At 50.6% G+C, this 15,910-nt stretch carries 1 protein-coding gene (running past one end of the window); it reads left to right on the top strand.

The window, feature by feature from the left end:
- Window positions 1-18: 18 nt before the first annotated feature.
- A protein-coding gene (locus HG66A1_RS21000; RefSeq protein WP_145188547.1) for a Calx-beta domain-containing protein crosses the window boundary here: on the top strand, window positions 19-15,910 show its 5' end (the start). 24,812 nt of this gene lie beyond the right edge of the window; only the first 15,892 of its 40,704 coding nucleotides appear in the window; it begins with the start codon at window positions 19-21; the stop codon falls past the right edge of the window.

Genomic DNA, 15,910 nt, shown 5'->3' with positions numbered 1-15,910 from the left:
GGTTGAGAGGAGTTCGCCGTGCTGATTTCGAACTGGTTGAGCAGTCTTGTTTCCCGGATTCGTCGACGCCCCCGTTACAATTCCCGCGCTCGCAGAGCGATGCGGAAGCGGTGGGAGGCGGCCCAACAGAACAGCATGCGAACCGTGGACCCCCTGGAGGACCGCGTCATGCTGACGACGACAATCTTCCTCGACTTCGGCGAAGGGTTTGCAGACGAGGTAATGCAGACAACGGTGCTTGACCTCAAAAAAATCGATCAAAGTAACAACAATGGTAACGGAAGTAATTTTCGGGGAACCGGGCCCGATCTAAATAACTATGGGCCATCGGGTGTTGATTATAGTGTTTCTGATAGATTGCAAAATTCTGATATCCTTAATTTCCGGAGTCTGAACTATGACTTTGATGGAGTTAATGATGTTAATGATGACGATCTGATTGCATTAGGGAATGCGGTGATTGCACTAGTTCGACAGTCACTCGAGCCCTTTGATATTGATGTTCAAATTGCCTCTTCCAGCAGCTTGAGTGATGCTCAGGCGACAATGAAAAAATCAGGTGATTCTACTGCTGATACAGGGAGATACGATGCTTATGTCTATTTAACAGAGGTCACATCTCCCAGGTTTGACGGGGGCTCAGTCGGCTCCTCCCGGGTTGAGTCAAATAACGAACTTCTGTACGGGCTCGCTGCTGCTGCTGATTTAGAGAAGCAAAATGTCGAGGGTGAATACCAGCAGGGGAATTTTCAAGATGAAGCAGCAGTCGTATTCGCAGATACAATTTTTGACTTTACCAGTGGAACTGTGGGTACCGATGAATTCAATCAAAATCTGGTAAATCGCCTGGCCTTCACAGCGACACATGAAGCGTTTCACACATTCAGCATCTTTCATACGACGAGTCCCCTGTCATATGGTGGTGTGATCACTCAGTATGCCAAATATAGCGAAGATCCCTACGAGGTGATTCGATACGATCTCACACAACGACAGGATGGAGAAAAGGTCACAGAACCGAATAATTATTTACAGATCGCGAACGATCCTGAGATTGGTTTGAAAGATAATAATGGGCAGAATGACGGAGATGGTATCCCGGATCTCGCATATGTGACCGGAACGGGAGGGCATGATCGGATTACTCTCACCCAGATTGACGCGGATACCGTCAGTGTGATGGTTATTCCTTATTCTGATTCCGCCAAAACCCAACAATATACAGATACCAATGAGCCTTTATTTGAGGCATATACGATCGATCTGAATCTGGATACAGAAGGCGAAATCTTAATTGACGCCGGACTCGGCGATGATGAGATTATTCTCGACTCAAGTCTCTCCGCACAGATTCGTCTGCGTGGTGGAAGTGGAAATGATATTCTGAAATTCCTTGGTGATCCTGATCAGATTACTCATGCGGTCGATGAAAATTTCAATACCGTCTCCACTCTGACGACCAGTGGAACAACCATTACGGTTCAGTCAGAAAGTGTAGAGCAGATCGATGATCTCGATCTGCAGTTGAATGGTACTGATTCGGAAGTCACTCTTCAGACCGGCAGCAGCGATGATGACCTCAGGATTTATTCGTATGATGTCGATGGGGTTGTAACTTATTATATTTATCATGACGAGCAGGTCATTGGCTTTAAACAGAACCAGATTCACATCAATACCGGGGGTGGGAATGATACGATCACTGTTTTTGATAACCTTTCTCTGCAAGGGCTGCATTTGACCGCAGAGGAAATTAATCTTAAGGCTGATACGATAACGACGACTGGGGATCAGACCTATGACGGTACAGTTTCATTGGGGTTGGATTTAGCCCTCAATGGCGAAAATGTTACTTTTAATGGGACCGTAAATACCTGGGAAGAAGCTGGTACCGATTCTTACGACTTAACTGAGATCGACTATACCTGGGATGACATCAAGAGCACCGGCGTTCCGCTAGGGTTGGTGCTTCAAAATTTACAGGCAGAATCGGGCTTACTTGAACTCGGTTTTGATTTTCGGTTTTTCGAAAATTCGTACTCGGGTCTTTATGTTAATGCAGGCGGCTTTGTCACTTTTACAGGCGGACAATCTTTTAATGTGAATACAACCGAGATTCCGTCTACTGATCCACCGAATAATTTGATCGCGGGATGGTGGAGTATCCTGGATCCCGGGGCTGATGATGGAGAGATTTACTACCAAACACTGGGCGATCCCGGCGAACGCGTGTTTGTGATCCAGTATGACAATGTCAATCATTTGAAAATTAATACTGGTAGCGTCAATTTTGATAAAGCTGCTCCCGTCAGTTTTCAGATCCGACTCTATGAAAAAACCAATAAAATCGAAGTTCATTACAAAGAGGCACTTTACAATAATTCAACCGTAGGAAATATTAAATTCTACCACAGGACAGGGATTGAAAACGGGGCTGGTACCATTGGTGAAATTCTGCCTGTAGAGGTGACTGAGGATGGTATCACCCAAAGATCGTTTCGATACGAAGCCCTGTTTACCGATCCTGAAGGAGCCAGCCTGACCGTCAATACCACGAACCAGGGGACGGTGACCTTCAATGGTGAGGTAGGTGGTATAACCGGAATCGGGAACGTAACGACTGCCGGGGATGGCTCGACGGTTGTGAATGCGGATCTGAATGTGAATTCCGGTCATCAACTGCAGTTTCAAAATGATGTCTTCATTGAGTCGGCTGTGACGTTCACCGCGCCGCAGGTTCAATTCTATGACAGCGTGCAGGGAATGAATCGTCTCACGCTGGACCCTTCCACCAATGTTTCGTTCGAGCCCGGCTCTGCATTTCGGGTAGCGATTAACGGAACGGCTCCGGGCAGCGGCTACGATCAGTATACGATGACCGATGCGATTGATCTGAGTAATACGACCCTGGAAGTTGTCTTCGATAGTTTTGTTCCTGGTGACAACACCAGCTATACCATTATCAGAAACGAGTCCGGGGCACCGTTTGTCGGTACCTTCAGTGGACTGCCTGAAGGGGCGGATGTCGTCTTTGGAAGTACCCGTTTCCGGATCAGTTATGTCGGCGGTGACGGAAACGATGTGGTTCTGACGGCTAATTCATCGGATCCTCTGGTGACTTCCGTCGTCCGGTTCGATGCTGCCGTGAACAACGCCGACACGGTCGTCTTTCGGGTATATTATTCTGAACAGGTTTCCGGCGTTGATCAGTATGATTTCGTGCTGACCACAACCGGAAATCTCGATCAGGTCTCAATCGAAAGCGTGAATCATACCGCTGCTTATACGCAAGTCACAGTTAACACTGGCACTGACACCGGAGTTGAATCAGGGACACTGCGCCTGGATGTGGTTGACGATGACTCCATTGTCGACATCTATGGAAATCCCCTGGGAGGGACGGGTGCTGGAAACGGGACTTATGAGAGCGGGCAAGAATATACCATCGACTTTGTCGCACCGCTGGCACCTGTGATTGTCGGTATCGTTGAAGATACAGGGCTCAGTGACAGTGATGGTATTACGACGGAACAGCAACTGTCATTTTACGGGACTGCGGAAGCAGGCAGTACTGTTAAGGTTCGCCGATCAGATACTGATTCGGTGGTCAAGACAGCTGTCGCAGATGCTTTTGGAAACTGGACAACGATTAAAAGCAGCTATCTGTCTGAAGGCGACTATTCTTTTTATGCGACCGCGACAGACGTTGCCGGAAACCTGGGATCTGAGTCTGCTGAATATGATGTATCCGTTGACCTGACGGGAGAGACTCCGACGATCACCGGATTGACAGCAGGTGACTCCGGGCTGCAGGGGGATCGGCTTACTAACGAGGAAACCTTTACGCTTGCAGGATATGCTGAGGCGAATTCAGCGGTCACGGTTTACCTGGGTGAGACGCCGCTGGCGACCGTCACTGCGAATGCCTCCAGGCAATGGAGTCTGGAGCATACCGTTGCCGGGAGTGGTGAGTACGTCTTTTATGCGAAAATGACTGACGTCGTCGGCCATCAGAGTCCATCGTCTGCTGAGTTTACTGTCACCGTCGATAATGTGTCAGAGGCCCCCGTGATCACTGGTGTGATCGATGATATCGGCATCGATGGGACTAATCATATTACTCGTGATCAGGAGCTGACACTTAAGGGGACCGCGGAAGCGAACAGTACGGTTGAAGTCTTTCGGACCGATCTGGCAGTTCCGGTGTCGATCGGGGCGACTACTTCGGACTCAGAAGGTAACTGGACGCTTGCTTACAATCAGACATTAGCTGCAGGAACGACAGCCAGTCCCGCGACGTACACATTCAATGCGACTACTGAGGATGCCTCTGGTAATGCGGCATCGAGTTTAAGTGAAGATTATGCGGTGCAGATTGTTAACGATTCCGAAGAGGGAGCCGAAGTCCGGGTAGAACTGCGCGTGGTTCTGGATCCCACGAATACCCCTCAGGGAACGAATGGAGAAATCGCTGAATTACCCGACAGTGAACTGAACCTGCAAGAGTGGCAGGGGTATTGGGTTGAGATCTGGTTAAGCACACCTTACACATTTGATGCAGGTACGCCGGGGATTAAGTCGGCTGACGTGGATTTAACTTATCTGAATCACGGCGTCACATCAGCCACTCAGGTCGAATTTGGTGAAGCCTTCAGTCTGAATCAGAAGTCTGTGATTGACGATTCGCAAGGGATCGTGCAGCATATCTCGGCCTCCACAAGTGCTTCTGGACTGGGTGTCAGCGCGCATCTGCTGTTTGCCCGAGTCAAGTTTGAGGCGCTTGAAGGAGATGAAGTTCAGATGACGGTTAATACGACTGTCGATCCCGAGAATTCAGGACAACTGTTGCGGAGTCTGGTACCACAGAATCCCGATTTTGGTCTGACGATTCACAGCATCGTGAATGATTCCGATATGACACTCGACCCGACCAGTGGTGGTGCACATTACCAGGAGGGAGATGCAGCCGAGTTCCTGATCCATCCTAACATTTATGACATTAATGATGACGGGATTGTCAATTACAGAGATCTCATCAGGTTTGTAGCCAGATACAATTTAGTGCTGAAAGATTACGCAGGAGATTCGGCACAAGATACAGAGGATAATGATGAAATCTGGCAACTGGATTACAACAAGGATGGTAAGTTAAATTATCGAGACCTGATCAGTCTGGTTGGCGAATACAATACTTCAAGAGCAAACGGGGATTTCGGCAATTATCCTTCCGGCTCCTTTGCCGACTGGATCAATTCGGTCTCTGTTATTGAGGCTGAAATTGAAAACGCCTCTGACATTATCGTGACACAGACAATGTTCAATGAAAACGACGGTACTTTGACGATTGAGTTGACCAATACAAAGCAACTGGATTCCGGAGTGACTGTCGGGCTGGATGTATCCGGCTCACTGCTGGGCATCGCGGGCCCCGACAGTGCTACTGATAATGACGACTTTGAATCCTACAGTGGAGTAGTCGAATTTACTGGAACTGCCAACGAGAAACAGTATCTGACGCTGCAGCTGACAAACGATGATATTGTAGAATATGACGAGAAACTCTATGTAACTCTCAATGACATTCAATATTCCGGCACAGGTAACATAAGTTTTCAGGGGGCTGAATTTTCCATTCTGGATGACGACCAGGCCGGGATCAGTATTTCTGATGCGATTCAGTCTGAGGGGGGAGCGATCTCATTCGAAGTGACCCTGGACCATGAAGCATCAAAACCGATTTCGGTTACGGCATCTCTACAGATGGGGACTACGGACAGCGCTGACTTTGTTGATTTGAGTGATGTTACTGTTTACTTCTACCCCGGAGAAACATCGAAAACCATCACCTACACACTGACCGATGATTCTGTTGTGGAAGGTGATGAGCAGTTCCAGGTCATCTTGTCGGACCCCCGTTTTAACGGTGAAACCGATGAGTCGCGCGTGATCATTCTGAATGATACCGGAACCGGGACTCTCAGCGATAATGATGCAGCAACGCTTTCGATTGATGATGTGACAGTAAATGAAGAGGCAGGGACTGCTGTCTTCACGGTTACTCTCGATCAGGAAGTGCTGGGAGGCGTGAGCGTTGACTGGTCGACAGCCGATGGAACTGCGGTGGCAGGCAGCGACTACTTAAGTGGATCTGGCACCCTCACCTTTACCGGAACAGCAGGAGAAACCCAGACCATTTCCGTCACGCTGACCGATGACAGTGAGGTTGAATCTGCGGAGAACCTGCTGGTCAATCTGAGTAATTTGCAGGCTGGCGGACTGAATGTTTCACTGGCAGACTCCCAGGGTATTGCGACGATCAACGCCAGCGACAGTATTTCTTTTAGTGGAACTGCAACTGCAGATGATTTTCTGCTCCAACTGAATGCCGATGGAGTCACACTTGAGTTGTGGAACGATACGACGCTCGTCTATTCCGGACTGCTGACCGATTATACTGAATTCAATATCAACGGTGGTGCAGGCGTCGACACACTCACTATCGATTTGAGTAACGGGCTGCCTTTCCTCCTGGGGAATATCAATTTCGATGGAGACGTTGACGGGGGGGAAATCATTCTCGAACCGGGCAGTTATGCTGGTTCTTTTACCACAGTGACTCACTCCTTGAGCAGCGAGACTGCCGGTACGGTCAATATTGATGGTCAAGTGATTCAGTATACCGGCGTGGGATCGCTGGTCGATCAGTTGTCTGTGACGAATCGGGGGTTCGACTTCCTGGGAGCGGGGGAGACCGTTACCGTATCCGATGATGGAACCGCGGATGACGGGTTGTCACTGATCGATTCTACTTTGGGGGCGGCGGTGACTTTTGCAGGCAGCGGAACCGTGACGGTCAAGACTGACAGTGGGAGCGGCTCTGATTCGATCAGCATTCTGGGGCTGGACAGCCTGAATGCCGGTGATCTGACAATTGGTGGTGACAGTGATGATGATGTTGCCTTCCAGGCGAATACGATTGCGATGGGAGCCCATGCGCTGACTGTTGATGCGCGGACGATTACTGTTGAAAGCGGTATCAGTGCGACTTCGGGGGCGATCTCGCTGACAGCGAGCCGAAATCTTTTGCTCACGACAGGCAGCAGTCTTACGACAGTGGATGGCGGGATCAGTTTAATTGCCCATGCGGGTGGGGGCATTCTCGAAAGCTTCGACGGGATTGACGTCAACGGCGCGACGATTTCTTCAACGGGTACCGGGACAATTCTGCTGGATGGAAGTGGGGGAGATCAGGCAAATACGAGTTCCAATTATGGTGTGGGGCTTCGCGGAGACGCCTTTATCAGTTCCACCTCAGTCGGTACTGATGCCGGCACAATCACTCTGATTGGACAGGGGGGAGCCGGCGATTCATTTAATTACGGTATCGGGATCTCCGGGGCGACGATTACGAGTGTCATGGGGGATATCTCACTCAATGGAACGGGGGGAGGAGACGGAAGTGAAAACTACAATGTGGGTATTAATCTGCGTAGTAGTGAAATCAGTTCCACTGGTACGGGAACAGAAGCGGCTGCGATTACACTAACCGGACAAGGCGGTTTGGGTCCGATTTCAATGGGAATCGCCACGGTCTTCACCAGCGGTTATAACAACATTCAGAGTGTCGATGGTGACGTTCAGCTTTTCGGTTCCGGGGGAGATGGGATGATCTCCGTTGGTATCCTGATGGGGAAAACGACGTTTTCCTCCACAGGTACGGGAACTGACGCTGCCGACATTCTCCTGGTGGGAACAGTCACCGATCCTGGTGGCATTCAGGCGGGGGGATTTATTACCAGTGATGAATTGACTGTCAACAGCATTGCCGGTGATATCAGTATTGAGTCGAACGAGAAGCTCACTCTTTCCGCAGATACATTAATCAGTTCTACGTCCGGCAATATCAGTCTGACAGCAGCAGATGCTTCCGTTGATCACCAGGGAAGTATTGAGATGGAAGATGGAGCCCGGATCGATGCCGGCAGTGGTGATCTGACTCTGCTTGCGGAATACGGATTGGGTATATCTGGTTTGAAGACCTCTGGGACTGTGACACTAATTTCCGAAAACAGTTCTATTAATGATGCTGGAAATACCTACCTGGATATCGAAGCTGGTGCAGCAGTGCTGAGTGCCGCGATATCGGTAGGGTTAGATTCTCTGACGCAGGCGATGAACGCACTGGATACTGCGGTGACAAACCTGGAAGGTGTTGCCGGATCTGATTTTTATGTATCGAATACAGGAGATCTGATTCTCGGTAATGCCGGTAGTGTTACGGGCATCACTGCGACCAGGTCCATTGAAATCGATACAACGGGCAGCCTGAGCGTGCAGGAAAATGTCAGCAGTACCGGCCTGGTTTCCTCTTCGGATCATAAGTATCTGGAACTGACGGCAGAATCGATTTCAGTCGATGCCACGATTTCGACATCGAAACTCAAGACCCGACTGCTGGCAGACCGGACTATTCTGCTGAATAGCGGCAGCAGCCTGACCACAATCGATGGTGGTATTCAGTTAACGGCAAATTCATATGGAAATGAGTCCGGTAATTTTACGGGGATTGAAGCTGATAATGCTTCGATTGTTTCCACGGGCGCGGGCTATATTACGATGAGTGGATATGCAGGCGATGACGCCGCCAGCGATGGGCTGTATGGAATTAATCTGCATTCTGGTACGGTCGTGAGTTCCACTGCAACCGGGGCTGTGAACATGTCAGGCTATGGTGGGGATGGTGGCTCGAATAACTTTGGCTTATACCTCAATGATGTCTCTCTCAGTCTCAATCAGGGGTATTCGACCCTGATCGGTTGGGGCGGGAACGGGACTGGCAGTGACAATCGTGGAATTCAAGTTGACTTCGGTACGACGATTACTTCCACCGGCACGGGCAGTAACGCAGCGAGGATTACCCTGCAGGGGTTTGGTGGCAGCAGTGTCAACGGGGGTTATGGTATCAATGTGAGTAATCCCGCTTCGCAGATAACCAGTGTTGATGGCGATATTTCACTCCAGGGCTGGGCGGGCACTGGTTCTGGTGGGAATCAGATGGGAGTCGTGTTTAACGGAGCCGGAATCTCTTCAACCGGAACGGGGCAGTACTCTGCCGATATTACCATCTCTGGATTTGGGGGAGCCGGAACGAATTCGAACCGAGGCATTCTGCTCAATGACGCGACCGTTTCCAGTCTGGATGGTAACGTGACTTTAACAGGGCAGGGAGGGAACAGTACCGGCGTTGAAAACTTCGGGGTGAGCCTGAATGAAACGACTGTCAGCATCGTGAACGGGAATCTGTCGATTGATGGTCTAACCGGGAGTGCCCAGGCCGGGACGAATTTCGGAACGTTGCTTGCGGAAACTCAGATTACATCGAGTGGAACGGGGACGATTACCATCAGTGGTGAGGGGGGAGATGGAACGTCTTCGAACTCAGGCGTTGGTATCAGTGGTACCGAAATTGAAAGTTATTATGGTGACATCCAGGTGACTGGTCAGGGAGGGCTGGGCAGCACAACGAACAACCTGGGCATTTTCATGTATAACGGCTCGACGATTGCCTCTCTGGGAACGGGTGAAACCGCAGCATCCATTACGCTCGATGGAACAGGGGGTACCGGATCTGACTATACGAGAGGGCTCTACCTTTACCAGTCTGATATTACAACGATCGACGGGGGAGTCACTCTGATTGGTCAGGGCGGAGATTCAGCCAGTGGGAACTTCAGCCAGGGAATCGTACTGGCCGAATTTGGTATCACTTCCACGGGGAATTCAGAATTCACCGAAGACATTCTTATCAGTGGCACCGGGGGAACTGGAGTTGCATCCAATGATGGTTTCGTTGGGACAACGAATACAAAAATCCGCAGTCAACTCGCCGATATTTCCATACAATCGAGCGGAAACGTCTGGTTCTACGCCAACTCACTGGTGCAATCAGCCTATGGCGATCTGGATTTTGATGCCAGTTATCTCAACTCTGGAAATACCGGTGTCTTCTACATGAATACCGGTACCGTTTTTCAGGCGGTGAGTGGCAACATCGACATTGATGCGCATAGTGACACTTACCTGACCAGTCTGGTCGCCGGAGGAACGGTCACCGTCGATTCAACGATTGGCTCTATTCTGGACAATGGTGATGTCAACCCGGAGGTGTATGCCACAACAGCGGTCTTAAATGCCGCTAACTGGGTCGGAGAGAGTGGCAATCCACTGGAAGCACATGTTGTCAACCTCTCTGGTGTCGGCACAAATTATGGATTTTATGTCAATAACTCCCCATACAAACGGGTCATTGATGGAGGGGATGACGATTTTATTATCAATGGTCCAGGCTGGACCTATCTGCCAGATACGCTGTACTACAATGATGATGCCTACTACCTCTCGCCGGGGACGAATACTGGAGCCAGTGCAGAATGGTTCTTCGATGGCCTGACTGCCGGCGTCTATCGTATTTCAGGGCAATGGTATCCTCATGCCAACAGAGCCACGAATACGACGGTAACGGTTTCCGGTATCGAAGGCGGACCCGATACCCAGATCATCGACCAGCAGACTCTGGATGCGGATTGGGGCTATAATGGTTACGACTGGCAGGATCTGGGACTCTTCACCGTCGATGAAAATGGTGTGATTACCGTATCGATGTTCAACGAATCTGCGGACGGCTATGTGATTGCCGATGCGATGTTGATTCAGCGTGTGAACAGCATCCTTTCCGTCGATGATGTTGTCGTCAATGAGTACGACGGAACCGCGACATTCTCGGTCACCTCCAGTCAAGCAGTCGGGAGCGCCTTCAGTGTCGATTTTGCTACTGGAAACGGAACTGCCACAGCCGGTTCCGATTATGTGTCGACCAGCGGCACATTGAATTTCAGTGGTGATCTTGACGGCGAAGTTCAATCCATCACGGTTCCTCTCATTAACGATAATGTCCAGGAGTCGATTGAATCCTTTGTGCTGAATCTGAGTAATGTTCAGGGGGCGAATGCGAACATCATTTTGAGCGACGTACAGGCTCAGGCGACCATTCTGGGCGAGGACGATCTGACGGCAACGATTAACGGGACTGCTGCAGCGGATAATTTCGAGCTTAAGTTAAACGCGGATGGCGTGACTCTCGAAGTCTGGCAGAACGCCGCGCTGGTCTATTCGGAATTGCTGGTGAATGTGTCCTATCTGAATATCAACTGTGGGGCCGGTCTGGATGTGTTGACAGTCGATTTCAGTAATGGAACACCATTCCCGGCTGCCAGTATCTCTTTTGATGGTGAAACCGATGAGGGGACAGTGGTCCTGGAACCAGGCAGTTACGCCGGTTCGATCAGCAGTGTGACTCATTCATTGAACAGTGACAGTTCCGGCAGTATCAGTGTGGACGGTGGTTTGATTCAGTATACGGGGACTGCGAATATCACAGATCGCCTGAATGTCACCAGTCGTAACTTTGACTTCCTGGGAGCGGGGGAGACCGTCACCCTTTCCGATGATGGGACCGCTGATAACGGAATGTCTCTCATCGATTCCACGCTGGGGACCGCGATTAACTATGTGGGGACAGCATCCGGCGTAACCATTAAGTCTAACAATGGGAGCGGCGTTGATACGATCAATGTGGAAGGCCTGGACAGTCTCAATGCCAGCGATCTGACCATTACTGGCGACAGTAACGATCTCGTCACGTTTCAGAACAATGGCACAGCGATGGGAGCCAGTGACCTGACGGTGTTCGCACAAACGATTACCGTCAGCAGTGATGTTTCCAGTACCGATGGCCTGATTGATTTCACCGCCAGCCGGAATATTTTCCTGGCCGCCGGTCGAAGTCTGACGACTGTGGACGGGGCGATCACGCTGTTAGCCAATGATGGTGGAAGTACTACCGGGCAGTTCGCCGGGATCAAACTGAATAGTGCCACGATTTCCACGACGGGGACGGGAAACATCTCTCTGACCGGCTATGGAGCGAATAGCGGAGACAATAACAATTACGGTATTCAAATGGATTCCAGCAGCATTTCATCCATGAGCACAGGCACGGATGCCGGTACGATCACTCTGAATGGTATCGGGGGGAATGGAACCGATAACCTGGTGGGTGTTTTGCTCCTGGGTGAATCTCAGATCACCAGTGATTCGGGTGACATCCAGTTGACAGGTCAGGGAGGCAATGGTTCTGGCGCCGGTAACGTGGGGGTCATGTTACTTAACGGAAGCGAGATTATCTCGACTGGTATCGGAGCCGGCGCAGCCGACATTACGATCACTGGTACCGGTGCCACCAGTACCTTTCTGGGGCATGGTGTCATGATTTCCGGCAATGCCGCCGGTATTCAGAGCGTCGATGGGAATATTTCCATCACGGGATCTGGTTATGGTGGTTCTGGTAGTCAGCACTTTGGAGTTCAACTCAATAACGCTCTGATTACCTCAACAGGGACCGGAACCGGAGCGGCAACGATTACGATTGACGGCACCGGCGGAGGGGGGCTCGACTATCACCGTGGAATCCAGATGGCGGATTCCACCATTACGACAAGAGATGGAGATCTTACCCTGTTGGGGCAGGGGGGCGGAAATGGTACGAACTATTTTAATCAGGGGATTGGAATTCAAAATTCCACCATCACATCCACGGGGACCGGCTCAGACGCAGCTGTCATCACGCTGCATGGTACAGGGGGGGCCGGTACGATCTCCAATGACGGAATTACTTTGCATAGCTCCACATTGATCAGTTCCGAAGTGGCAGACATTTTCTTGACTTCTGAAGGCAATGTCTGGATGGACTACGGTTCGACTCTGCAGTCTGATTCAGGCGATATTTCCATCGATGTAAATTATCAGAATGGGAATAACGTCGGGCAGTTTATCATGAATCAGAACTCCCTGGTCGATGCGGGATCAGGGAATATTGATCTGGATGCGGCTGGTGATATCAAGCTTACGGGATTGAGTTCTACCGCACATGTTGCCGTGGATTCTGCATCCGGTTCCATTCTGGACAATGACGATACGCTGATCGATATTATTGCTGCAACAGCATCAGTGAATGCCGCCGGTTCCATCGGAACGGGGGCGAATCCACTTGATACCTGGATGGATTTCTTCACTTCCTCTTCCGGAACGAATAATGCGAATATTACCAACCGGGAACTGTTCTATATCAATGATATTTCAGTTGCGGAAAATGGTGCGTTTGTCTTTACCATTCATATCAATCGAGCGACCACAGCTGATGTGACGGTCCGAGCCTCTACGGTTGTCGGGACCGCTGGTGCGGGGGACTTTACTGCGATCACAAATCAGCTGGTGACCATTCCCACGGGGCAGACTTCGGCGACCGTTACCATCAATGTTAACGAGGACAGTCTAGTGGAAGAGGGAGAATCATTCAGTGTGGTTCTGTCGGACCCGCGTTATAACGGTGTGACTGTCTATTCGGCGATTGTCATTGGCAATGATACCGGCGTCGCGACGATTCAGGATAATGATGCAGCCAGTCTTTCGATCAATGATGTGACGGTCAATGAAGGGGCGGGGACGGCCACGCTGGCTGTCACGCTGAATAACGCCGTTGATGCCGGGTTTACTGTCGACTATTCCACACAAAACAACACCGCGGTTGCGGGATCAGAGTATACGTTGACAACAGGGCAACTGGTCTTTGCCGGTACTGCGGGCGAAACACAGTTCATTACAGTGCCGATTACTGATGACGGTGTTGTAGAAGTGTCAAAAAGTCTGCTGGTTAATCTCTCGAACCTGACGATTGCCGGCACTCGGAACGTTTCTATTGGGGACGCTCAGGGACAGATCACAATTACGGACGATGATACAGCCGGTCTCTCAATCAATGATGTCAATGTCGATGAAGAAGCCGGAGTCGCCACCTTTACTGTCACTCTGGATCAGACGGTTGAAGGTGGGGTAAGTGTCGACTGGTCCACCGCCGATGGAAGTGCCGTCGCTGGCAGTGATTACTCTGCCGGGTCGGGAACACTGAATTTCACGGGGATTGCTGGTGAGACTCAGACGGTAACGGTAACGCTGACCGATGATAGCGAGGTGGAATCGGCAGAGACTCTGCTGGTGAATCTGAGTAATCTGGTCGCCAGTGGAAATGTGCTACTGACCGACTCTCAGGGAGTTGGGACGATCCATGCCAGTGATAGTATTACTTTTAATGGGTCCGCAGGCGCTGATGACTATCTGCTGCAACTGAATGCCGATGGTGTGACGCTGGAACTGTGGCAGAACAGTGCGCTCGTCTATGCGGGTTTGCTGAGTGACTACACCGAGGTTAATCTCAACGGTGGGGCTGGTGCAGACACGCTGACGATCGACTTGAGCAATGGGCTGCCTTTCCCGCTGGGGAATATTAACTTCGACGGAGAAGCCGACGGCGGTACGATCATCCTGGAGCAGGGCAGCTATGCAGGCACGATATCAAATGTGACTCATTCACTGATCAGCGATACCGCGGGAAGTATTTCCATTGATGGCGAAATTATCAGTTACAACAATGCGGGGTCTTTGACAGACAATCTGGGTACTGCCAGCCGGGTATTCGACTTCCTGGGGAGTGGTGAGACGGTCACCCTGTCTGATGATGGAACCGCCGGTGACGGATTGTCACTGATCGATTCCACTCTGGGGGCAGCGATTACCTATGCGGGGTCAACAGCCGGCGTTACCGTTAAGTCCAATGGTGGGAGCGGTGCCGATACAATTAATGTGGAAGGCTTTGACAGTCTGCATGCCAGCGATCTGACAATTACCGGTGATACGAACGATAATGTGACGTTCCAGACCAATGATACCGTGATGGGGGTTTATGATCTGACCGTTACCGCGCAGACCATTACTGTGGACAGTACTGTTTCTACTACCGATGGGGAGATATCCCTGACGGCCAGTCGTAATATTCTGCTCAATAATGGCAGCAGTCTGACCACCGTTGATGGTGGAATCACTGTTCTGGCCAATAACGGGGGGACGACAGCAGGAAACTTTAAAGGTATCTTTATCGATCATGCCTCCCTTGAAACAGCGGGTACCGGGAACATTTCTGTTACCGGTTATGGTGGTGCGGGGACTGGAGATTCCAACCTGGGCATTGATACCAGCTACGCAGCGTTCTCTTCAACGGGAACCGGAGCGAATGCGGGTACAATTACGATTGATGGAACTGGTGGTGCGAACGGAGGGGCGTTCGAACGAGGTCTCTATCTGCAGTATTCTACCGTCACAAGTATTGATGGTGATATCACGCTGCTGGGGCAGGGAGGGGGTGACGGCACCGATTACCATAACCAGGGAGTGCGCCTTAACAGCTCAACAGTGATGTCTACTGGCGTCGGCGCGGATGCGGCAGAGATCCACATTCATGGTTCAGGCGGGAGTGGGACCTCGTACATCGATGGCTTTGTTGCACAATATCAATCGTTGGTCAGCAGTAACTTGGCTGATATCTCGATCATCTCTGATGGAAGAATGTTGTTCTATCATGAGAGCCGGGTGGAATCAAAATCAGGCAATCTTGAGTTTACCAGTAACTATCTGAATGGAAACAGTACCGGTTCATTCCACATGAACAGCGGGTCGGTATTCAGATCGGTCCAGGGTAATATTGATATCGATGCCCATAGCGAAATCTATGTGGGCAGCCTGCTGGCAGGGGGGACGGTCACCGTTGATTCTGTAACTGGTCCGATGCTGTCCAACACGGTAGATATTCCGCGAGTCGTTGCAGAAACGGCTATCCTGAATGCTTACGGGTCGGTTGGCACCAGTGGCGATCCTCTGTATGCCAACGTAGTGAATCTTTCCGGGAACAGTACCACCGCTGGTTTCCATGTGAATAATTCGGTCTATAAAAAATTCATTGACG

Origin of the sequence: Gimesia chilikensis (assembly GCF_007744075.1) — a bacterium.
Taxonomy (GTDB): Bacteria; Planctomycetota; Planctomycetia; order Planctomycetales; family Planctomycetaceae; genus Gimesia; species Gimesia chilikensis_A.
The sequence above is the reverse complement of the archived record's forward strand: the minus strand, read 5'-3'. Positions and strand labels throughout refer to the sequence as shown.